The sequence below is a fragment of the Adlercreutzia sp. St.1H8 genome, assembly GCF_059728655.1.
This window is the reverse complement of the sequence record NZ_AP039376.1, coordinates 2,413,072-2,435,227: the sequence shown is the minus strand read 5'-3', so window position 1 is coordinate 2,435,227 and position 22,156 is coordinate 2,413,072. Positions and strand designations below refer to the sequence as shown.

The following is a 22,156-nucleotide window of genomic DNA, read 5'->3' as shown; positions in this document are numbered from 1 at the left end:
GAGCCCCATGCACTACACAGGAACCATCTGGCGGCCGCCCTACGAGGCCGGCTCGCTCATCATCGAGGCCACGGCGGGCTGCACCCACCGGCGCTGCAAGTTCTGCACCTTGTACGAGGATCTGCCGTTCAAGTTCCGTCCCTCGCCCCTCGATGACATCGAGGCTGACCTGCTCGAGGCGCAGACCTGGTATCATGATCCGCTGCGAAAGGCGGAAGAACGTCTCTTCGAGCGCGAGCCTGCGCAGGTCAGCCGTGTGTTCCTGGCCGGCGCGAACCCCTTCGCGCTGAAGGCGGCGCGGCTGCGGAAGATAGCGGAGCTCGTGCGGCGCTCCTTTCCCAGCTGCGAGAGCATCGGCTGCTTCGCGCGCGTGACTGACGTGACGGCGAAGACCGACGAGGAGCTGCGGACCCTGCGCGCGGCGGGGTTCGACGGACTCACGCTGGGCATTGAGACGGGCGACGACGCGGCGCTGGCCTTCATGGACAAGGGCTATGGCGCCCAAGACATCGTGACCCAGTGCCGGCGGCTCGACGAGGCCGGCATCCGCTACGCGTTCTTCTACCTTGCGGGCATCTCCGGGCGGGGGCGCGGCCTTGAGGGCGCCCGCGCCACGGCGGCGGTGTGCAACCAGGCGAATCCCTGGCTCATCGGCGCGAACATGCTCACCGTCTACCCCACGTCAGCCCTGTACCGCGAGATGCAAGCCGGCCGCTGGACGGAGGAGGCGGAGGTGGAGAAGTACGAGGAAATTCGCGAGCTCGTCGCCGGCCTGCGCATTCCCGTCACCTTCGCCATGCTGGGTGCCTCTAACCCCGTGATGCTCCAGGGGCAGCTGCCCCGCCAGCGTGAGCAGCTCATCGACGCCCTGACCGCCATCGTCGCCGACATCGGCGAGGAGCGCCTTCGCGCCTACCGCACCAACCTGCGGCACCTGTAGGTCGGCGCGCCGAGGCGGGGCATCGGGGTGGAAACGGCCTGGCGGGAGGTGCCAGGCCGGGTGTCGGCAGGGTGCGGGTGGGCCTGCCTGGCGGACGATGGGAGGCGGGTGGCGGAGGGGGTGTGGGAGACGGCCGGCGGAGGGGCGGGCAGCAGGCTGGCGTTTGCCGCGCGGGCGGGTGCCAGCGGGGTGCGGGGCGGGCGTCCCGCGTCCAGGCGCCCCCCCCGTTCGCGGCCCCGCCCGCACCCGGGTGCGCCCGCCCGGCGGGCGGATCCGGGTTTCTGGCCAAAAACGCCGTGGTTTACGCCGCGCGCGGGGCCGAGGCGCGCCGGCCGCCGGCGTTTCCCCAGGTCGCGCGCTGCCGCCGGGGCGCCCTCGGGCGAAAGCGGCCTCCCGGGCGCGTAAACCGCGGTGAAATTGGCCAGAAATCGCGGATTCGCCCCCCGCCCGGCTCTCTCGCGTCGCCTGAGCGCGGGCCCCTCGCGTCCTGCGCCTGATCCTCGGCTTCCGCCGGCTCTCCGTCTCGCTCCCGCGAGGACGGGTGATGGCCCGTCCTGCGCGACGGCGTCTCCCGCAATGCACGATGAGGGCGTTCACCTGGGGAAACGATAGTGTTATCACCCATGGTTGGCGAGGCGCGCCTTGGCCGAGGTTTCGCCCATTACGGACGTTTCGGGACGCCCCGCCTCTTCGGTAGAGTCGTTTTCGCACGAATGAGACCGAGGAGGGGAATCATGGGGAATTCCAATCCGGACGCCGCGCTGGCCGCGGCTGACGTACGCGTCGCCGAAGCGCTGGCCGCCGACCTCGCCGACGAGCCTGCTTCCTTCGAGGAGGCCGTCCAGCGCGTGAGGGCCTGCGTCACCGCCAACCACGCCAACACGCTGCCGCTGCTCGCCTGTCTGCGGGCGGTACCCGAGCCGACGCCCTATCGCGAGGCCGCCGACGCCGTGGACGCCCTGCCCGTCAGGGGGCTCTCCACCCAGAACGCCTACGTGCTGTTCGACCTCCTGGAGAAGTCCGGCGGCGTGCGGGCCATCCCCGTCGCCGAGCCCGCCGTCGTGCCGGGCCCCGCTTCCGACGAACCTGTCTCCTCAGCCGGCGTCGAGCCTGCCTCGATCCCGGCCCCTGCCGACCCCGCGCCCGCGCCTGCCCCGGCCTCCCTCCCTGACCAGCCGGTCGACCACCTGCTGGTCATCACCGAGGCAGGTCGCGCGGTGCTTGACGAGTTCGAGCCGTCTCGTCGCCTGGCCGCCCTCCTTGAGGAGGAGCCGGCCGGCTACGCCGACGCCTACGGGCGCGTGCTCGACCTCTGCTCCGCGCCTGAGGGCGCCTCCCGCGCCGAGGTGGAGGAGGCCCTGGCGGGTCATCCGGCCCTTCGCTCGCCGAAGCAGATCTACCCCAACTACTTCATATCGAAGCTTGAGACCGTTGACGGTATCTCTTGGGACGGTCGCTGGCATGCCACCGAGTCTGGCCTGCGCCTGCGTGCCCTGGCCGGCTAACGGCCATCCCAATGAATACAGTGCAGAAGAGAGTCAAGAAGGAGGGAGCTTAATGAGCCATTCCAGCATGACACGTCGTGGGTTCCTGAAGTCCACGGCAGCCATGGGGGCCGTGGCTGCGCTCGGCATCAGCGCGGCTGGCAGCCTCGTCGAGGCCGATCCCGCTCACGCGGCGACGGCAGGGGAGGAGAAGGTCTACAAGACCTCGTGCCGCGCCTGCATCGCCAACTGCGCGGTGCTCGCCCACGTGCGCGACGGCCGCGTCATCAAGATCGAGGGCAACCCGGAAAGCCCCATGTCCCGCGGCGGCGTGTGCGCCAAGGGCCTGGCGGGCATCCAGGCGCTCTACCACCCCAACCGCAACAAGTACCCCATGCGCCGCGTGGGCGAGCGCGGCGGCAACCAGTGGGAGCGCATCAGCTGGGAGGACGCCATCACCGAGGTGGCCACCAAGATCAACGAGATGTCCGACAAGTACGGCTCCGAGTCCATCTCCGTGTCCACGGGCGGCGGCGGAAACCCGCACTTCTCCAACATCAAGCGCTTCGGTGAGGCCATCAACACCCCCAACGTGTGGGAGCCTGGCTGTGCCCAGTGCTACCTGCCCCGCATGGGCGCGGCGCTGCTGGCTTACGGCCGCGGCAAGCCCAACAACCTGTCCTTCTCGGACTCCAACGGCTGGGACTACTACTACGTCGACAGCCCGGTGACCTCGCTCGTGCTGTGGGGCACCGACCCGTCTAACTCCTCGGTCGCCACGGGCGGCCGTGCGTTGGCGGAGCTGCGCGCCCGTCCCCAGGGCCTCAAGACGGTGGTCATCGATCCGCGCTACACCCTCGACGCCGCCAAGGCCGACGTGTGGCTGCCCATCCGTCCCGGCACCGACGTGGCGCTGCTGCTCACCTGGACGAAGTGGATCCTCGACAACGAGAAGTACGACGAGGAGTTCTGCCGCGCCTGGACGAACATGCCCTACCTCATCAACCCCGAGACGCGTCTGACCCTCAAGGCCACCGAGGCGGGTCTGCCCGGCACCGACGCGGACTACGTCATCTGGGATCCGACCGCGAACGCGCCGGTGGTCGTCCAGTACCCGATGAACGAGGGCGTCGCCGCCCCGCTGTTCGGCACCTACGAGGTCAACGGCATGCAGTGTCCCACTGGCGGCGAGCTGCTCAAGCAGTCCGTCGAGGAGTGGACGCTCGAGAAGGGTGCCGAGGTCTGCTGGCTCGACGCCGACCAGATCGAGCGCGCGCTGGAGATCTACACCGACCCCGAGGGCCAGTCCGGCATCATGCAGGGCGTGGCCATCGACCAGTACGCCCAGTCGCAGCAGAGCGCCCTGGGCGCCCTTAACCTCGAGTTCCTCAGGGGCAACGTCGAGAAGCCCGGCACCATGCTCCAGAGCTTCGCGCCCGCCCCGTGCAAGGACCAGCTGGGCAACACCCCGCGCCTGCTGTCGAAGGAAAAGGTGATGAAGCGCGCCGGCTACTTGGAGCACAAGGGCCTCATCTGCTGGGACATGGCGTTCATCCCCGGCGTGTTCGACATGATGCGCGACGGCGATCCCTACCAGATCCATATGTGGATCGAGCGCTCGGGCAACAAGCACGTGGTGCTGGGCAACTCGTCGTGCCTCGACGAGGTCACCCCGAACGTGGACTACATCGTGCACGCCTTCATGTACCCCACCGCCTTCTCGGTGCTCTGCGCCGACCTCATCCTGCCCACGACCGAGTGGCTGGAGACCAACCTTCCCATCCCGCAGCTCAACACCATCGTCATGCGCCAGGCGGTCACCCACCTGTTCGAGACGGTGGAAGAGGGCATCATCTGGACGAACATCGTGCAGAAGTGCGCTGAGCTGGGCAACGAGCATGCGGCCAAGGCCTTCGACGCCGAGGCGTGCATGACCACTCCGTTCTACAAGAACGAGTACGAAAAGCAGCTCCAGCACCTCAACAAGCTGGACATGACCTGGGAGGAGGCCTGCGAGGAGGGCGTCATCACGTGGGCCGAGGAGGACGAGTACCGCACCTACGGCGTCTACCTGAAGCCCGATCCCGCCACCGGCCTGCCCAAGGGCTTCGGCACCCCCTCCAAGAAGCTCGAGGTGTACTGCGAGTCCAACATCATCCTGGGCCGCACCGGCGCCCCCTGGGCTCAGTGCGCCGAGGAGAAGCCGCTCGTGCTGGAGCCGGCCTCTGCGGACTACGAGCCTTTGGCCTACTACGAGGAGCCGGCCGAGTCGCCCCTGACCGACACCGAGTACCCGCTCGTGCTCACGGAGGGCCGCCTGCCCATGTACCACCACGGCACGCTGCGCAACATCCCCTACCTGCGCGAGATCTACCCGGTGCCCGAGATGTGGATCCATCCCGAGGACGCCGAGAAGTACGGCATCGCCGACGGCCAGTGGGTGAACATCGAGAGCCGCCGCGGCAAGACCCACGGCGTGGCCCGCGTGACGACGGGCATCGCCAAGGGCGTCGTCTACCAGGAGCGCTTCTGGGCGCCTGAGCTGCTGGACTCCGACGACCCGGCCCAGGCCTACAAGGTGATGAACGTCAACGTCCTCACCAAGAACGACCCGCCCTATAACCCGGAGTACGGCACCTACACGCTGCGCGGCTTCCAGGTGAAGGTAAGCCCCAGCGACGATGAGATTCTCAAGAGCGTGTGGACCGAGCCCGAGCAGTTCAACGCTTGGATGCCCGCTCCCAGCGACCCGACCGAGGATGTGTATGAATATGGCGCATAACTGCATTGTGGTGAACCTCGACCGCTGCACCGGCTGCTTCGGCTGCGAGGTCGCCTGCAAGATGGAGAACGACGTGGCCCTGGGCCAGCGCTGGTCCAAGGTGTTCACCGTGGGGCCGGTGGGGGAGTACCCCGACATGACCCGCTACGCGCTGCCGACCATGTGCCAGCAGTGCGAGGACGCCCCCTGCGTGTCGGTGTGCCCCACCGGCGCGAGCTACCGCGACAAGGACAACGTGGTGCTGGTGAACAAGGAGCAGTGCATCGGCTGCAAGTACTGCATGATGGCCTGCCCCTACGGCGTGCGCTCCTGGAACGAGGCCGAGGGCTGCGTGGAGAAGTGCACCCTGTGCGGCCATCTCACCTCCCAGGGCAAGCAGCCCGCCTGCGTGAAGAGCTGCGCGGCTGGCGCCCGCTTCTACGGCGACCTGGACGATCCGAACTCGGAGGTGTCCAAGGAGCTGGCGAAGTACGACGAGAAGGACATCCACGTCCTGCGCGACGCGGGCAACAAGCCTGCCACCCGCTACATCATGACCGAGAAGATCGGCACGTGGTACGACCGCGTCGAGCCGCGTGGCGGCCACCAGACGGCGGCCTACCCGGTCGAGGACTAGAAGAGAGGAGACCAACGTGGAGATCCAATGGTCCCTGGTTCTTTTCACCTGCCTGTCAGGCGCGGGCGCGTGGCTGCTCGCCTGCGCGGGGATTGACGCCTTCCGCGGGCTGACCAAGAAGGCGTCCGTCCCCGCCATCGTGGTGGCCATCGTGCTCATCGTGGCGGGCGGCCTGGCCTCGGCCACGCACCTGACCCACGTCGACCGCATCATGGCGGTGCTGGCGCATCCGGCCCCGGGCATCTTCCTGGAGGCCCTGCTCCTCGGCATCGACGTGATCGTCGCCGTGGTGCTTCTCGCCCTCGTCAAGCGCGAGGGGTCGGAGGCGGCCCGCAAGGCGCTTGGCGTGGCTGCGGTGGTCATGGCCGTCGTGTTCAGCTACTCCTGCGGCTCGTCCTACATGATGGCCTCCCAGCTGGCGTGGAACACCGTCACGCTGCCCCTGGGCTACCTGGGCACCGCCGCCGCCACCGGCACGGCGCTGTGGTACGTCCTGTGCGCGGCGCTGAAGGAGGAGTCCCCGGCCCTCGCCTTCGCGGCGCAGGAGACCGTCGCCGGCGGCGCGGCCGCCCTGGTGCTGTCCCTCGCCTTCGGGCTCGTCTCCGGCGCTGCCCTGGGCGCTGAGGCCCTCACCTTCTGGGTCGGGGTCGTCCTGTGCGGCGGGGTCGTGCCGGCCGCCTGCGGATTCGTGGGCATGAAGAAGCCGGAGAGCGCCCTGCAGCTGGCTGTGGTGGCCGCGGCGGGCGCCCTCATCGGCTCGGTCGCCTTCCGCGTGCTCATGTGGCTGGCGAGCGTTACCCTCATGAGCCTGTTTGGCGCGACTATCTAGCAATCCCGAAGGAGCAACCATGCGAGATGCCATCATCGACTCCGAGCTGGCCGCCGACCTGCGGCAGGCCAACGCCTCCCGCGCCGAGTTCGACCGCTTCCTGGCCAGCCTCTACCTCTACGAGCTCACCGCCGATCAGGTGGAGGCCCTGGCCGGGGTGACCGTCGAGGACGACGGGTCGGATGTGGCCCGCGGCCTTGGCATCATCCGCGAGTACCTGCGGCACCGCGATCGCGCGACGCCGCAGGCCCTGGCCGTGGACTACGCCCACGTGTTTCTTGGCGCCGGCACCTATGACAAGATCATGGCGCCGCCCTACGAGTCGGTGTTCACGAGCGAGGAGCGCATCCTCATGCAGGACGCGCGCGACGGCGCCCTGGCCTACTACCGGGCCGAGGGGCTTGAGCTGCCGGCTGACAACACGACGCCCGAGGATCACCTGGGCTTCGAGCTTCAGTTTGCCGCCCTGCTGGCCGAGCGCATGGCCGAGGCGCTGGAGGCGGGGGAGGCGGCTCGCGCCGCCGAGCTGGCCGACCTCCAGCGCAGCTTCTTCACGTACCACCAGGCCAACTGGCTGCCGGCGCTGTGCGATGCGGTAGAGGAGCACGCCCAGACGGCGTTCTACCGCGGCGTGGCGCTCGTGACCAGGGGATACCTGGCTGCCGAGGAAGCCTTCGTCGCCGAGCAGGCCCAGGCGCTGGGGCTGGGCGAGGCGGTGGACGAGGTGCTGCCGCCTTGGCGCGCCGCCGAGGCGGATACGGCCGAGGCGGACGCCTAGCCATGGGCGCCGCGCTTACCCGCCGGGCGTTTCTCGGCCTGTGCGCCGCCACGGCCGCCTGCGCGGGCGTGGGCGGCGTCGGGGCGGCCTTCGCCGGCCAGGGAGACCTGCTGCGCCCTCCCGGCGGGCAGGACGAGGCCGCGCTCCTCGGCGCGTGCCTCAAGTGCGACCGGTGCCGCAGCGCGTGTCCTACCGGGGCCGTGGGCCTGGCGCAGGTCGAGGACGGCCTTCTCCGCGCGCGGACGCCGGTGATGGACTTCCATCGCGGCTGGTGCGACTTCTGCGGGAAGTGCCAGGCGGCGTGTCCCACTGGCGCGCTCGGGGCCTTCGACCCCGCCGTGGACAAGCTGGGCGTGGCCGTGGTCCAGCCCGATCGCTGCCTGTCGTACCTTCAGACGTGCACGAGCTGCCAGGACTCCTGCGGCTTCGGCGCGCTCTCCTTCAACGCGGGCGGGCATCCGGTGGTGGACGCGACGGCCTGCAACGGCTGTGGGCGTTGCGAGCTGGAGTGCACGGCCCTGGTCTACGGCGCCTTTGCCGGCGGCACGCGCCGTGGCATCAGGGTGGAGCCGCTGGACGCGGCGGCGCCTGAGGCCGCATCAGGCGTAGGGGAGGGAGTTCGGTGAAGATGAGGATGTCGACGGCCCGGACGCTCGCGGCATGCGGGGTCTTGGGGCTGGTGGGCGTTGGCCTGGCCCTGCACACCGGAACGGGCACGCCGTCCGCCTGGGGCCTGCCCGACGTGGCGGCGCTCTGCCCGCTGGGAGCGGTCGAGGCCGCCATCGCCTCTAAGACGGTGGTGCCGCCGCTGCTCCTGGGGCTCGGCATCGCGCTCCTGATCACGGTGCTCGTCGGCCGGGCGTTCTGCGCCTGGGCCTGCCCGGTGCCGCTGATCCAGCGCGTCTTCGGCCGCCGGCGCCCGACGGACGATGCGTCTGCGGCTGGCGATTCCGCGTCCGACGCCCTCGCGTCTGCGGCTGGCGAGTCCGCTCCCGCGGCCAGCGCGTCCGGCGCGCCCGCCGTGGCGCGTGGCGCCGATCCGGCGGCTGCGCTCGACGTGGCGCCCGCCGACCGGGGTGGCGTGGGCGACTCGCGCAACTGGGTGCTCGGCGCCACCGTGCTCACCACGGCGGCCTTCGGGTTCCCCGTGTTCTGCCTGATCTGCCCTGTGGGGCTTTCCATCGCCACGTTCATCGGGCTGTGGCGCCTGCTCCAGTTCAACGAGACGACGCTTTCCCTGGTGGTGTTTCCCCTCATCCTGGTGGTGGAGGTGCTGGTGCTGCGCAAGTGGTGCCATCGCTTCTGCCCCCTGGGGGCGCTCCTATCGCTCGCATCGCGCCTGAACCGCACGTTCCGGCCATCCGTGGACGCGGGCGCATGCGTGGCCTGCAACGGCGCGAGCGGCTGCGGCCGGTGCGCCGCGGCCTGCCCGGAGGGCATCGACCTGCATCATCCCGAAGACTCCGCGCCGCTCAACGAGTGTACGAAGTGCGGGGAATGCGGGCAGGCGTGCCCGGTGCACGCCATCACGTTCCCGCTGCTGCCCCGCGGCGTGCGCCAGCATGGCGGGGAGCGCGTTGCCGTCGCCGAGCGCGCCGGGCGGCAGTCGGGCTCCTGCTCCGATGACGAGGACGTCTTGGAGGGCGCGGGGGGAAGAGGGCGCTTGTAGGGGGGAAGGGACGTATGGAGGAAGTACAATGGGAGCTGAACGAGGCGACGACCGATCAGGTGAGGACCGCTGCCATGCCCCAGATAGTACAGCGTATCTACAGCGCCGTCACCGGTGCGCCGAAGGATCCTCCTGCCCGCTCCCACGATGATGTGACGGCGGGCGGCGTGCTGTCTCCCACGCGGCTCGGCATCGACATCGACAAGCAGTGGCCCTCGCTCAAGCTGGTGGGTTTCGGCATCTACTACGCGTGGATCTGGGTGTCCTACAACTCGAGCGTGCTCATGGTCGGCGACGCTCCCAAGGCGCAGGCGGCCGACACGGTGTTCGCCACCTACCTGGCGTCGACCTTGGCCCTGGCGACGATGCTCCTCGTGCTCTCGTGCGCTGTGAGCCGCGTCAGACGGCTGGTGGAGAGCAAGGGGATCGTGCTCGCCTTCTCGCTTTTGGCCTCGGTGGCCACGGCGGGGACCTACCTCACCTCCGCAGGGGGTGCGGCGGACAACGCGCCGCTCTATGCGATGAGCGCCCTCACGGGCGTGGGCACCTCGCTTATCGTGCTGCGCTTCGGCCTCGTGTACGCTAAGATGCCGCCGCGTGAGGTGGTCATGTACAGCACCGCCTCGTTCGTGTTCGCCTGCCTCATCTACTTCGTGGCCGTGGGGCTGCCCGAGCCGTTGGGCCTGGGGTTCACGGCGTGCCTGCCGGTGGTCGCGGCGCTCACCACCATGACTGGCGCCGAGCTCTCGGAGGGCGGGTCGCGGCCGGAGGATCCGGGGGCGTCCGCTCCTCGCGTCGGGCGGTTCTTCGTGCGCCTCGTGGCGGCGGTGGTCGTCTTTTCCGTGGTGGTGGGCGTGGCCCGGGGCTTCTCCATCATGAGCGATCCGGCATCCACCTTGGATGAGCAGGGGTCGCTCATCGTGTTCGGCAGTGCCGTGTTCGCTGGCGCCGTGTTCCTCATCGTGGGGCTGCTAGGTCGCTCCTTCGACATCAGCTGCCTGTACTACCCGGCCATTCTTCTCCTGGCTGCCGGCATCCTGGTGACGCCGCTGCTCGACCAGGACGGTGCCTTCAATAACTATTTCGTGGGTATTGCCTACAACTGCTTCGTCCTGGTCATCTGGTGTCTGCTTGCCTATGTCGCCTACCAGTCGAGCCTGCCCGCCTTGCGGGTGTTCGGGCTGGGGCGCGGCGCGTCGGCTCGGGCGCGGACGGGATCGAGGGGGCGCCTGCGGGCGCCCGGGATGAGCCGGACGTGCGGGAGGACGTTTCCGGGGGAGATGCGCCTGGGAGCGCCGCGCTCGGCGACGGCCCGGCCGCCGACGGGAGCGTGGCTGCCGATGGGCGGGGAGGGGGCGCTTTCGGGGAGGGCGCGTCGGAAGCGCTGGACGCGGCCGAGGCCGTCTGGCGCCTCCATGCCGCGCGCTGCGACAGTTTGGCTGCGCGCTACGGGCTCTCCCCGCGGGAGCGGGACGTGCTGTACCTGCTGGCGCGGGGGCGGTCCATCGACTACATCGCGCAGGATCTGTCCATCTCGTTCAACACGGCCAAGTCGCACATTCGCCACATCTACGTGAAGGCGGACATCCACTCTCGCCAGGAGCTGCTCGATCTGATGGATTCCGAGATCGACCTGGCCTAGTCCGCTTTGCCTCCGGCGGGCGCGGGTGTACACCCTTTCCGCTCCCCTGTGGGCAATTCGCGCCGGGGCGCCCCGCGTTCTTGCGTCCGGGGCGCCCCCCGTTCGCGACCCCGCCCGGCGGGCGGATCCGGGTTTCTGGCCAAAAACGCCGCGGTTTACGCCGCGCGCGGGGCCGCGGCGTGCCGGCTGTCCGCGTTTCCCCAGGTCGCGCGCTGCCGTCGGGGCGCCCTCGGGCGAAAGCGGCCTCCCGGGCGCGTAAACCGTGGCGAAATTGGCCAGAAATCGCGGATTCGCCCCTCTTCTGGCTCCTTCGCGCCACTTGAGCGCGGGCCCTCGTCGCGGGCGCCATGAGTCCGGCCGCCCCGCATCTGCCCGCGTTCCGCCCCCCCCCTGGGCCGCCCCGCGTTCCGCCCCCCCCCGCATCTGCCTCGCGGTTCGCGGTCGCTAGCAGCCGAACAGCGAGGCGGTTTGCTCCATGCGCGCGGCGATGGCCACGCCGAAGGGGCAGCGTGCCTCGCAGGCCCCGCAGCCGGTGCAGCAGTCGGCCGTGGCGCTCAGGGCCTCGTAGTGGGCCTGGACGGAGGACGGCACCTCGTCGTGGAGCGTGGCCAGGTCGGCGTACTTGTTGACCAGCGCGATGTTGATGCCCGCGGCACAGGGCGCGCAGTGGCCGCAGTAGGTGCACTGGCCGTACCAAGCGTGCTGCGGTGCGCCGGCCAGCACGCTCGCGTAGTCACGCTCCTCGGCGCTGGCCTCGCAGTAGGCGAGCGCCTCCTCCAGCTGCGCGACGCTCTTGTAGCCGGCCAGCACGCTGGCCACGGCCGGCCGCGTGAGCGCATAGTGGAGGCACTGCGCCGGCGTGAGCGCCACGCCGAAGGGCGACGTCTCGGCCGAGAGCAGCCGTCCGCCCGCATAGCCCTTCATCACGGTGATCGCCACGCCTCGTTGCTCGCAGGTGGCGTAGAGCCGGGCGCGCACGGGCTCGATGCCGTCGCCGGTCACGTCGGAGTAGTCGCCGAACAGCGTGTCGAGGTCATCGGAGGCCGGCATCAGGTCGAAGGCGGGGTTCACCGAGAACAGGATGACCTCCACCTCGCCGCATTCGGCTGCCAGCTGCGCCACCTCGGGGTTATGGGTGGAAAGCCCCACGTGCCCGACCTTTCCCGCGGCCTTGAGCTCGCGCACGTAGTCTATGAAGCCGTGCTCGCCGGCCATGATGGCGCGGAACTCCGCCGGGTCGTCCACGAAGTGGATCATTCCCAGCTCCACGTGGTCGGTGCGCAGGCGCGTGAGCAGGTCCTCGAAGGCGGGTCGCACCTGGGCGAGGTCGCGTGTGCGCACGTACTGGCCGTCCTGCCAGGTGGAGCCGATGTGTCCCTGGATGATCCACCGCTCGCGCGTGGGCTCGAGCGCCGCGCCGAGCGCCGAGCGCACGGCCGGGTCGCTCATCCAGCAGTCGACGATGTTCACGCCGGCCCCTACGCAGCGGTCGACCAGGGCGCGCACCCCGTCGCCGTCCATTCCCTCGATCCACTCGGCGCCGAATCCGATGACGCTGGTCTTGAGGCCGGTTGCTCCCAGCGGGCGGTACTCCATGGCGGTTCTCCTCTCAGAAGCGCGGCTTAAGTCTCCATTGAACCACTTCGAGTGAACTCCAGGGCAAGGGGTGTTGTTTTCGTCGGGGGCGTTCCATTTACGGGCGGTTGTGGTACCCTTCCCCCCAGCAAAAAGGGGCGAAGTCTCGCCCTCAGCACCGAGGCGGGCGCAAGCCCTTGGAGGAACCTATGAAAATTCTGGGAATGGGCGTTCCCGAGCTGCTTATCATCCTCGCGGTGATCCTGCTCATCTTCGGCCCCAAGAACCTGCCGAAGCTCGGCAGCGCCCTGGGCAAGACCGTCAAGAACCTGCGCGACGGCATCGGCTCCGGCGAGAAGGAGATCGAGGAGGCCGTCGACCAGGACGAGATCATCGAGGAGGTGGCCGAGGAGGCCCCCAAGAAGACCGTCAAGAAGAAGGTCGTCGTCAAGAAGGCCGACGAGTAGCTCCATCGGACGGCGCGCCATCCCGGCTGCGCCAACACCCGGCTTCACGAGCGCATCGCCAGGTACGGCGGTGCGCTCCTCTTGTGTCAGCGCGCGGAACCGCCAGCGCGGCGCAGCGCGATCGAGTGCACGTCGGGGAGACGTGCCCAACCCCTAAGGACGGAGAACATGGCAGACAACAACTACATTCTCACCCAGGAAGGCAAGGAGAAGCTCGAGGAGGAGCTCCACTACCTGGAGACCGAGAAGCGCGCCGAGATCGGCGAGCGCATCAAGGTGGCCCGCGAGTTCGGCGACATCTCCGAGAACTCCGAGTACGACGACGCGAAGAACGAGCAGGGCATGATGGAGGCGCGCATCGCCGAGATCAGCCGCATCCTGTCGGAGGCCACCGTCGTGAACACGCCGAAGCGCTCCAACAAGGTGAACATCGGCTCCACCGTCACCGTGAACATGGGCGGCCGCGAGCGCGTCTTCACCATCGTCGGCGGTGCCGAAAGCGACGTGGCGGCTGGCAAGATCTCCAACGAGTCCCCCGTGGGCTCTGCGCTGCTCGGCCACAAGAAGGGCGACACCATCGAGGCCACCGGCCCCACCGGCAAGGACATCACCATGGAGATCCTCAAGATCGAGCACTAGGAGAAGCGATGGCTGAAGAGATCACGGAAATCATCGAAGACGACCCCATCGAGGTGCGTCGCGCCAAGCGCGCGGCCCTCATGGCCGCGGGGCAGGATCCCTACGGCCGCGCCTTCGACCGCAGCCACACGGTGGCCGAGCTCAACGAGGGCTGGGCCCACCTGGCCGACGGTGACTCCACCGAGGATGAGGTTACCATCGCCGGCCGGGTCATGGCCAAGCGCGTCCAGGGCAAGATTGCCTTCTTGGAGCTGCGCGAGGCGGGCGAGGACATCCAGCTGTTCTGCCGTATCAACGCGCTGGGCGAGGACGCCTTCGCGGCCCTCTGCGACCTGGACGTGGGCGACTGGATCGGCGTCCACGGCACCATGATGCGCACCAAGCGCGGCCAGCTCTCGGTAGGCGTGGACTCCTTCGAGCTGCTGAGCAAGTCGCTGCGCCCGCTGCCGGAGAAGTTCCACGGCCTGACGGACAAGGAGACGCGCTATCGCCAGCGCTACGTCGACCTGGTGATGAACCCGGAGGTGCGCTCCGTTTTCGAGAAGCGCTTCAAGATCGTCTCGGCCATTCGCCGCTACATGGAGGATCAGGGCTTCTACGAGGTGGAGACGCCGTTCCTCCACGCCATCATCGGCGGCGCCAACGCCAAGCCCTTCATCACGCACTTCAACGCGCTCGACCGCGACTACTACCTGCGCATCGCCACGGAGCTGCCGCTCAAGCGCCTGCTCGTGGGCGGCTTCGAGAAGGTGTTCGAGATCGGCCGCCAGTTCCGCAACGAGGGCATGGACCCGTTCCACAACCCCGAGTTCACCACCATGGAGGCCTACCAGGCCTTCACCGACCTGGACGGCATGATGGACCTCACCGAGGGCTACATCAAGGCGGCGGCGATGGCGGCCTGCGGCACCCTTTCCATCACCTACCAGGGCACGGAGGTCAACCTGGACGGCACCTGGCGCCGCGCCTCGATGGTCGAGCTGGCCAGCGAGGGCGCGGGGGAGGACGTGTCCTTCGAGCGCACCCGCGATGAGCTCGTGGGCATCTTGGAGCGCAACGGCGGGCACGCCGAGGCCGCCTGGGGCAAGGGCAAGCTCATCGCCGAGATCTTCGAGGCCGTGGCTGAGGAGAAGCTGACCCAGCCCACGTTCGTCATCGACCATCCGCTTGAGGTGTCGCCGCTGGCGAAGAAGCACCCGGATAACCCGGAGCTCACCCAGCGCTTCGAGCTGTTCATCATGGGGCACGAGTACGCCAACGCCTTCACCGAGCTCAACGACCCGGTGGATCAGGCCGAGCGCTTCCGCGCCCAGGTGGAGGCGAAGGATCTCGGCGACGACGAGGCCATGGGCTACGACGCCGACTACATCCGCGCGCTCGAGTACGGCATGCCGCCGGCGGGCGGCGTGGGCGTGGGCATCGACCGCCTGGTCATGCTGCTGACCGACGCGCCCTCCATTCGAGACGTGCTGCTGTTCCCGCACATGAAGGACGAGACGCCCGCTGGCGGTGCGCGCTCTGCGGCCCCTGCGGCGTCGGTCGCGACGGATCCGGCTCCCGAGCCCGTCGACTTCTCCAACGTGGTCATCGAGCCCCTGTTCGCCGACGAGGTGGACTTCGACACGTTCAGCAAGTCCGACTTCCGCGCCGTGAAGGTGCTCGCCTGCGAGGCGGTGCCGAAGAGCAAGAAGCTGCTGCAGTTCACGCTCGACGACGGCACGGGGGAGGAGCGCACCATCCTCTCGGGCATCCACGCCTACTACGAGCCCGAGGAGCTGGTGGGCAAGACGCTCATCGCCATCACCAACCTGCCGCCGCGCAAGATGATGGGCGTTGACTCCTGCGGCATGATCATCAGCGCCGTCCACGAGGTGCCCGGGCCTGACGGCGAGCCCGAGGAGCGCCTCAACCTTCTCATGGTGGACGACCGCATCCCCGCTGGCGCCAAGCTGTACTAGGCGCTGCTATCTGACGCATGACGGCGAGGGCCCGTCTGGACTGACTGTCCAGACGGGCCCTCGCTCTTTTCTTCGACAGGCGAACCGCTATCCGAGGAACCACCGCCAGGCGGGGATTTGACGAACGATGCGTCCGTCGCGCGTATGCGTGGCCTCGGCGCCATCTCCCGCTATGAGGATGCCTTCTTGCAGCCCCTGCTCGTCGAGCGCCTCCCAAAGGGCGCGAAGCTCGCGGTTGAGCGTGGCCTCATCGTGAGCGTCCGCGCAGACCTGGAAGAGGCCCAGCGGCTTCTCGTCGAGAGCGTCGCCCAAGGCGAAATCGACCTCATAGCCGTGGGCGGAGGTTCGCAGCGAGGTGATGGCCTCCTTGCGCATGCCCGGCGCCCGGCGCCTCAGCTCCAGGTACACCGCGTCTTCGAGCCGCTGGCCCGCGTCGTTGCTATTGGCGCGTCCGCTGGCGAGTGCGAGGCCCGGGTCGATCGCGTATACCTTGGGGATGGAGTTCGTAGACTCGGCCAGGCTGTAGGTGCGTTCCCTCACCACGAAGAGCAGATAGGCGTCCTCGAGGTATCCGAGCAGGTCGCTGAGAAGCTCACGACTCGTGGATATTCCGGCTGACTTCAGGTCGTTGGCAATCTTTCGAACGGAGAGCTGGCGACCGTTCAGGCCCATCAGCCGCTGGGCGAATGCCGTCGCGACACGCGGCTTGGCGATGTTGTGGCGCTCGATCACGTCGCGGGCCACAACGCGCTGCACGTAGGATTGGAGGAGAGGCACGGCTTCTTGGTTGGAGAGCTCCTGCGCAGCAGGGAATCCTCCGCGTCTCAAGTAGTCAGCGAGGGCCCCTTCGAGCGCGATACGCTCAGCAGTCGAGTAGCCGACGCCGGCGGGGGCGGAGATGCCGTTGAAGGAGAGGTACTCGGCAAACGATAGGGGTAAGAGCTCGAACTCGAGGGCGCGTCCTCTAAACTCGGTGGCAATCTCGCGGGAGAGCATCTTCGAGGAGGAGCCGGTCGCGTATATGGTGGCACGATGCGTATCCACGATCCGGCGAAGCCAAGGCCCCCAGTTTTCCATCTCCTGAAGCTCGTCGAAGAAGAGGAAGGTGCCTTCCTCGAAGGCGTGCGGATGGATGGCTTGGAAAGCCTCGAGCGCCTCATCGCCCGTTTGAGGGGTTACGGGCGCCAATCGATCGTCTTCGAAGTTGAAGTAGCAGATGCGATCCTGCGGAATGCCGGCGTCTGCAAGGGCGCGCATCTCCTGGAAGAGGCGATAGCTTTTGCCGCTGCGCCGCATGCCGCTCACCACTTTCACGAGATTGCCGGCGCGAGGCGGGAGCGGCTCTCCGAGGCTGAGCGCGCGCTGATGCAGGGGAGCGTAGAGGGACAGGTCGAAGTCGCGTAGGATTTCGAGAATGACAGGATTGGCCATGACAGCTCCTAGAATAAGTGGTCAAGAAAATATACCACTTTTTCTATTAATGGACAGGTATCCTGTCCACTTTTCAATCATATCGCTCCCGTTGTCATCTCGCGAGGAGAGATGACAACGGGAGCGGGGCTGTTGCCGAGGGCGGCCCTGGGCGAGAATCGGGGCCGAGGGGGTGGTGGCCGTGGATGTGCGGAGCCTGGAGCTGTTTTTGGCGGTGTCCGAGAAGCAGAGCATCTCGAAGGCCGCGCAGGAAAACTACGTGTCGCGGCAGGCCCTGACCGAGGCCATGAATCGGCTTGAGGACGAGCTCGACGTGCAGCTGTTCGTGCGCAGCCACCAGGGCGTGACCCTGACGCCTGAGGGGCGCTTCCTCGCCGAGCGGCTCTTCGTCCTGAAGCCGCTGTGGCGCAGCACGCTGGAGGGGCTTAAGGGTAAGGCGCCGGAGCCCAAGGTCGTGCGCATCGGGCTGCCGCTGTTCCTCTTCAGCGCGAAGACGCTGGCGACTATCGTTGGGCTTTCGGCGGAGTATCCCCAGTTCGCCATCAGCATCGTGGACTGCTCGTCGGAGACGGCGCTGAGCCGTCTGGGCCGTAGCGAGCTGGAGGTGGCGGTGACCTGGCTCGACTCGCGCAGCCGGAAGTTCGTTGCCGAGCCCGTTGGGAGCGCGGAGCCGCGGGCGCTCGCCTGCGTGTCGGCGAGCTCGCCGCTTGCCCGGAAGCACAGGCTCACGGCGGCGGACTTCGCCGGGCAGAACCTCCTTGCGCTCGAGGCGGACACGCTGGCGGGCGCCCGCGAGGTGGAGTACTGTCGCAGCGCCGGCGCCCGCCTGACCATCGTGCCGCGCAGCCACTCCTACATCGTCGGAATGATCGAGGACGACGCAGGGGCCTTTCTGCTGCCGAGCACCTCGGCGAGCCAGTTCTCCTCGAGTCGCATCAAGGCCGTTCCGGTGGTCGACTTTCCCAAGGTGCTGCACCAATCGGTCGTGCGCCTGGCGGGGTCATCGCGGGAGGTGGGCGCCTTGGCTCGCAGGCTCGGCGAGGTGCTCACGCGGGAGGCAGGCCCCTACGCCTGATCGCGCGGAATCGTGGGCGCTCCGGGGGCTGCGGGGGCTCCGGGGGCAGACGGCGCCCCAGGAGCTGCGGGAGCGCCCGGGGCGGATGGCGCGCCGGGGGCGCCCGCAGCTCCAGATGACGCCAGCCCGACGGGAAGCTCCTTCCCGCATTCGGGGCACGTCTTGTCGAGCAGCGCCACCTTGGCGCCGCATGCGGGGCAGGTCTTGTCCAAGTCGACGGATGCCGGCCTAAAGCACATGGAGGACTCCTTTCTTCGGTTGCGCCGCCTCTTCCACATGCGGAAAGGCGGCCGTGTGGTGCCGCGGCGCGGCGGCCTGATCCGGGGCGGCCGGGTGCCGCGCCGCGGCAGAGCTCGTCGGCGCTGCTGCGCTAGGCGGTGGGGGTGTAGAGCACCATGAACTGCTTGTCCATGCGTGCCGCCAGCTCCTCCACCGGCCCGTACTCGATGACCTGCGCCTGACAATGGTGGACGCAGGTGGGCCAGCGTCCCTCCGCCACGCGGTCGGCGCACAGGTCGCAGAGCGCGGTGGGCGTAGGCAGGTAGTGCCAGTCCCACTTACGCGGGGCGATCTCCTGCGGGCCGATCTCCGCGAGCTTGATGCCCCAGCGCCCTGTCTCGAATCCGTGCTCTACCTTGCACGCGGTCTCGCAGGTGTGGCAGCCCGTGCAGAACTCGTAGTCGATCAGCAGGCCGTATCGGGTGTTTTCCATCTTCTGTCCCTTCTCGCTCAGCGTCTGATTAATAGCCCGGGTCGTAGGCGGGGTGGTAGTCGGTGCATTTGGAGATGCGGCACATCTGCGTGTCGTAGGGCGCGCAGTAGCCAAGCGGGCCGTAGTCCTCCATGGGAACGAGCTGGTTGATGTTGGAATCGAAGACGCCGAACGGGTTGTCGCCGGATATCTCGCCCCGGCGCTCGGGGTACCACCAGCCGTGCTCGGCCATGATGGTGTCTGGGTGCATGGACGGGTTGATGACGCACTTCTCGCGAACGGAGCCCCGAGGGTTCTCGATGAGCACCCAGTCGCCCTCCTCGATGCCGTACTTGTCGGCGGTCTCCTGGGTCATCTCCACCTGCGGCCAGGGGTGAAACTCGCGCATCGACTTGAGGTGCCTATGCTCGCTGTGGAAGAACTCCCAGGAGCGGCGGCCTGTCGTCAGGTAGAGGGGGTAGTCCTCGAAGGCCTCGGGGTCGGCGTTCTTGTTGGGCTCGGGTACGTAGTGGGGCAGCGGGTCGCCGCCAGCGGCCTCTGCCGTCAGGCTGTAGAACTCGAAGCGCCCAGTAGGCGTGGAGAACCCGGGCTGGCCGTCGGAGCGCAGGAGGCCCTTCTCGTACTTTCGGTACTCGAACGGCTCCCAGACGTACATCTTCTCGCGCAAGTCGTCGAAGGTGAAGTCGGGCGGGTAGTAGGGCTTGCCTGCCTGGTCACGGATGTTGTGCAGCACGTCCTCCCAGAACTCGGTCGCGTTGGCCCAGGGCGTGCCCTCGGGGTTGAGCCGGTGCCCGATGTCGAGGACGATGTCCTCGTCGGTGTGGGCGTTGGTGGTGACCACCGGGCTGATGGCGCGGGTGGGGTTGAACATGCTGCGGCAGCCGGTGCGCTCGACGCTCATGGCGATAGGCAGGAAGAGGTCGGCGCAGGCGGCGGCCGTGGGCGTCATGTAGTAGTCGGTGACGACGAAGAAGTCCACGGTGCGCACGGCGGCGAGCAGGCGCTGGGGGTCGGCGCCCATGTTGGCCAGGAAGTTGGACGACTGCTCGAAGAGGAACTTGATGGGATAGGGCTCGCCGGTCTCGAGGGCCTTGAGCAGGCTGTCGGGGTGGGCCTGGGGCTCGAGCCCCATCTGCTCGACGACGAACTCGTCCTGGCCGAGGCGCTCGGTCATGTCGAACTCCTCGCCGGCGGTATTCTTCATACCCGAGAACATGCGCCGGGCATCGCCGGAGATGAATCCGGTGTTAACTACGATGTTGCCGCCGGGAACGTCGATGTTGCCGGTGAGCGCCCAGAGGGCCGCGCAGCCCATCGCGGCGCCGAAGCCGTTTTTGAACTGGTCGAACTTGAGGCCCCACTGAACGGATGCCGGCTTGGCGGTGGCGTAGCGGCGCGCCGAGGCGACGATGAGGTCCTCGGGGATGCCGGTGATCTCCGCCACGCGCTCGGGCGGGTACTCCGCGGCACGTGCGGCCAGCTGGTCGAAGCCGTAGGTCCATCGCTCGACGAAGTCATGGTCGTAGAGATCCTCCTGGATGATGATGTTGATCCAGCCGAGCGCGAGCGCGCCGTCGGTGCCAGGCTTGATCTGCAGGTAGTGCTCCGCCTGCGCGCCCATCCAGGTCAGGCGTGGGTCGATGACGATCAGCTTGGTGCCCATGCGCATGAGGTCGACGATCCAGTGGCCGAAGAAGCCGTCGGCGTTGGAGACGATGGGGTTGCAGCACCAGATCACGCACACCTCGGGATTCACATAGTCGGGGTGATCGTAGCCCTCCTCGACGCACTGAGCGCAGTCGGCCACCATCACGTCGCCACCCATCCAGAAGCACACGTTCATGCGCGGGACATAGCAGGAGTTGCCGCTCAAGAACCCGAAGGTGTAGTTGGGCGACCCCATGACGGTGGTTGCGAGCGCGGCGAACTGCCAGGTGGTGTTGCGCCCCGTCCCGCCGAGGATGCAGAACGACTTCTTGCCGTACTTTCCGAGAATCTCCTCGGCTTTCTCGACGTAAAGATCGTAGGCCTCATCCCACGTGATGACCTCCCATGCGTCATCGTTGCCGCGTTGGGAGGGATCGCGCTTCATGGGGTGGTAGATGCGGAACGGGTGGTTGACCATCTCCTCCATGGCAAGGCAGCGCATGCAGAGACGACCGTTGGAAAGCGCCCCTTTGGGGTCGCCCTCTATCTTGACCAGCTTGTTGTCCTTGACGTAGTGGAGCACACCGCAGCCGTTGTGGCAGCCGGGGGCTGTGTACTGGCAGTTGCGGTAGACCGTGTACTCGCCCTCCTGCCAGGTCCACTCGTCGCGGTAGAGCTCCTCGTTGATAGGTCGCGGGCATCGTGGCATTGCCTCTCCTTTCGCCGGCTCTTCTCCTCGCACGGTAGCCTTGCGGCCCATGCTTTCTGCGGCTCAGTGTAGGGGCGGAGAGCCTGGCGCGAAATCAGGTTCTTCCTGCCACCGTGTCAATCAAAAACTGACGCCCCCGCGAAAGCCGTCGTCGCGGGCCGGATGCTAGAATTCTTGCCATGGACATCAAGCAACTGCGATATTTCGTGACTGCCAGCGAGTGCCTCAACTACGCGCACACGGCTGCTGTCCACTACACGACGAGACACGCTATCACCTATGCCATTCGGAGCCTTGAGGAGGAATTCCACCGCAAGCTGTTCGTGCTCAATGGCAACCGGCCGCAGCTTACGGCCGAAGGAGAGCTGTTCGCCAAGAAGGCGAAGCGCGTGGTAAGCGAGTTTGACCGGCTGACGCGCGACTTCTCCGTATCGGCTGATGGCTGTGACAGCCAGATGCGAGTCATCGTGGACGCGCGCATCCTGCCCAGCAGCAGCTTGCTGGGTGCCGGGGACGACGGCATGGATGTCATCTTCCGATCGTTCGTCGAGGAGTCCGACCCGGAGGGATGTCTCCGGGGCCTCTATGACATGCGGTTCGACCTGGCGTTCGGCCGCTATGACCGTCTGAGCTTCGAGGGGCTGGCGGCTATCTGCTTCGGGCGCCAGCCCTTGGGGGTGCTGGTGGGCGCTGCCCACCCCCTTAGCGCGCGGGAGCGTCTTGCGGTGCCTGACCTGGCAGCCTGTCGTCTGGTGACGGCTCGCGGCCATCGCTATCGCCATGCAGCCCTTCTCTCTGAGTGCCGCGCCCGAGGCGTAGAGCTGCGTGAGCTCTCCTGCGTCGACGACCCCTCGCTTGTCCTCGGCATGGTATCCCGCCGAGGCGCTGCCGCGCTCGTGGCGATGGGGGAGGACGGGGCGGCGGCCGCCTATGGCGCCTACCGGGTGATTCCCCTCGAAGAAGACGGCCGGCAGCGTTGCCTCTATGACTGCCTCGTCTATCGTGATGACCAGGCTCAGGCGCGCAGCGTGCGAAGCTTCCTCAAGGGCTACGTGATGGGCGGGCGCCTGGATGTCCTCGGTCTCTCCAAGGTCGATCCCCTCGTAGCCGCGCTGCGCGAACGCTCGCGCTAGGGCCCTCGCGGCTCTCTTCGCCATCCCTGCCTCCCCTGCGCCGCTTGGACAATTTCGATACGCGGTTGAC

Annotated in this window: 19 protein-coding genes; 14 read left to right on the top strand and 5 right to left on the bottom strand. The window is 67.8% G+C overall.

Annotation, left to right across the window (positions count from 1 at the left end):
• The first annotated feature begins 7 nt into the window (after positions 1-7).
• The 9 genes from AC6I0Y_RS09640 to AC6I0Y_RS09600 all read left to right on the top strand — a co-directional run bounded on the left by AC6I0Y_RS09640 (position 8) and on the right by AC6I0Y_RS09600 (position 10,740).
• On the top strand, positions 8-940 hold the full coding sequence (locus tag AC6I0Y_RS09640; RefSeq protein ID WP_160707838.1) for a radical SAM protein: 933 nt from the start codon (positions 8-10) through the stop codon (positions 938-940).
• Between the two features lie 734 nt (positions 941-1,674).
• Positions 1,675-2,445: a hypothetical protein gene (locus AC6I0Y_RS09635; protein WP_497731361.1), complete on the top strand. Its 771-nt coding sequence runs from the start codon at positions 1,675-1,677 to the stop codon at positions 2,443-2,445.
• A 52-nt stretch (positions 2,446-2,497) separates the two neighbouring features.
• Positions 2,498-5,206, top strand: coding sequence for a molybdopterin-containing oxidoreductase family protein (locus AC6I0Y_RS09630; protein ID WP_160707834.1), 2,709 nt, complete (start codon positions 2,498-2,500; stop codon positions 5,204-5,206).
• Entirely contained in the window at positions 5,196-5,822 is a 627-nt protein-coding gene (locus AC6I0Y_RS09625; protein WP_160707832.1) for a 4Fe-4S dicluster domain-containing protein, read from the top strand. Before AC6I0Y_RS09630 ends, AC6I0Y_RS09625 begins: the two co-directional genes overlap by 11 nt.
• A 16-nt stretch (positions 5,823-5,838) precedes the next feature.
• Entirely contained in the window at positions 5,839-6,651 is an 813-nt protein-coding gene (locus tag AC6I0Y_RS09620) for a DmsC/YnfH family molybdoenzyme membrane anchor subunit (protein ID WP_497731357.1), read from the top strand.
• 19 nt (positions 6,652-6,670) lie between these two features.
• Complete coding sequence (locus AC6I0Y_RS09615; RefSeq protein WP_497731355.1) at positions 6,671-7,429, top strand: TorD/DmsD family molecular chaperone; 759 nt, start codon at positions 6,671-6,673, stop codon at positions 7,427-7,429.
• A 2-nt stretch (positions 7,430-7,431) separates the two neighbouring features.
• Positions 7,432-8,055: a 4Fe-4S dicluster domain-containing protein gene (locus AC6I0Y_RS09610; RefSeq protein ID WP_497731352.1), complete on the top strand. Its 624-nt coding sequence runs from the start codon at positions 7,432-7,434 to the stop codon at positions 8,053-8,055.
• Positions 8,056-8,057: 2 nt separating this feature from the next.
• The gene (locus AC6I0Y_RS09605) at positions 8,058-9,098 is read left to right on the top strand and encodes a 4Fe-4S binding protein (protein WP_497733671.1); all 1,041 of its coding nucleotides are present in this window, start codon (positions 8,058-8,060) and stop codon (positions 9,096-9,098) included.
• 1,123 nt (positions 9,099-10,221) lie between these two features.
• Positions 10,222-10,740: a response regulator transcription factor gene (locus AC6I0Y_RS09600; RefSeq protein WP_497733669.1), complete on the top strand. Its 519-nt coding sequence runs from the start codon at positions 10,222-10,224 to the stop codon at positions 10,738-10,740.
• A gap of 444 nt (positions 10,741-11,184) precedes the next feature.
• Here AC6I0Y_RS09600 and AC6I0Y_RS09595 read toward each other — a convergent pair whose 3' ends face one another.
• Positions 11,185-12,336, bottom strand: a complete 1,152-nt coding sequence (locus tag AC6I0Y_RS09595) for an aldo/keto reductase (protein ID WP_497731349.1) — start codon at positions 12,334-12,336, stop codon at positions 11,185-11,187.
• A gap of 188 nt (positions 12,337-12,524) precedes the next feature.
• On the opposite strand from AC6I0Y_RS09595, the gene tatA reads away from it, so the two are divergent.
• The 3 genes from tatA to lysS all read left to right on the top strand — a co-directional run bounded on the left by tatA (position 12,525) and on the right by lysS (position 15,379).
• Positions 12,525-12,782 carry a twin-arginine translocase TatA/TatE family subunit gene (gene tatA, locus AC6I0Y_RS09590; protein WP_497731346.1) on the top strand — a complete coding sequence of 86 codons (258 nt, stop codon included), beginning with the start codon at positions 12,525-12,527 and terminating at the stop codon, positions 12,780-12,782.
• Positions 12,783-12,950: 168 nt separating this feature from the next.
• A complete protein-coding gene (gene greA / locus AC6I0Y_RS09585; RefSeq protein ID WP_160707820.1) occupies positions 12,951-13,421 on the top strand; it encodes a transcription elongation factor GreA in 471 nt (156 codons plus the stop codon).
• Positions 13,422-13,429: 8 nt separating this feature from the next.
• Positions 13,430-15,379, top strand: coding sequence for a lysine--tRNA ligase (gene lysS / locus AC6I0Y_RS09580; protein WP_497731343.1), 1,950 nt, complete (start codon positions 13,430-13,432; stop codon positions 15,377-15,379).
• 87 nt (positions 15,380-15,466) lie between these two features.
• Here lysS and AC6I0Y_RS09575 read toward each other — a convergent pair whose 3' ends face one another.
• Positions 15,467-16,810 carry an ATP-binding protein gene (locus AC6I0Y_RS09575; protein ID WP_497731341.1) on the bottom strand — a complete coding sequence of 448 codons (1,344 nt, stop codon included), beginning with the start codon at positions 16,808-16,810 and terminating at the stop codon, positions 15,467-15,469.
• A gap of 181 nt (positions 16,811-16,991) precedes the next feature.
• Between AC6I0Y_RS09575 and AC6I0Y_RS09570 the strand changes: the two genes are divergently transcribed.
• A complete protein-coding gene (locus AC6I0Y_RS09570) occupies positions 16,992-17,885 on the top strand; it encodes a LysR family transcriptional regulator (RefSeq protein ID WP_160707814.1) in 894 nt (297 codons plus the stop codon).
• Here the strand turns inward: AC6I0Y_RS09570 and AC6I0Y_RS09565 are convergent.
• The 3 genes from AC6I0Y_RS09565 to AC6I0Y_RS09555 form a co-directional block, all read right to left on the bottom strand.
• Positions 17,876-18,124 (bottom strand): zinc ribbon domain-containing protein, encoded by a 249-nt coding sequence (locus AC6I0Y_RS09565; RefSeq protein ID WP_160707812.1) that lies wholly within the window; start codon positions 18,122-18,124, stop codon positions 17,876-17,878. The two genes, AC6I0Y_RS09570 and AC6I0Y_RS09565, sit on opposite strands and share 10 nt — an antisense overlap.
• A gap of 131 nt (positions 18,125-18,255) precedes the next feature.
• Positions 18,256-18,597, bottom strand: a complete 342-nt coding sequence (locus AC6I0Y_RS09560; protein WP_160707810.1) for a 4Fe-4S binding protein — start codon at positions 18,595-18,597, stop codon at positions 18,256-18,258.
• Between the two features lie 28 nt (positions 18,598-18,625).
• Entirely contained in the window at positions 18,626-20,953 is a 2,328-nt protein-coding gene (locus tag AC6I0Y_RS09555) for a molybdopterin-dependent oxidoreductase (protein WP_160707808.1), read from the bottom strand.
• A 179-nt stretch (positions 20,954-21,132) separates the two neighbouring features.
• Between AC6I0Y_RS09555 and AC6I0Y_RS09550 the strand changes: the two genes are divergently transcribed.
• Positions 21,133-22,086, top strand: coding sequence for a LysR family transcriptional regulator (locus tag AC6I0Y_RS09550; RefSeq protein ID WP_160707806.1), 954 nt, complete (start codon positions 21,133-21,135; stop codon positions 22,084-22,086).
• The last annotated feature ends 70 nt before the right edge of the window (positions 22,087-22,156 follow it).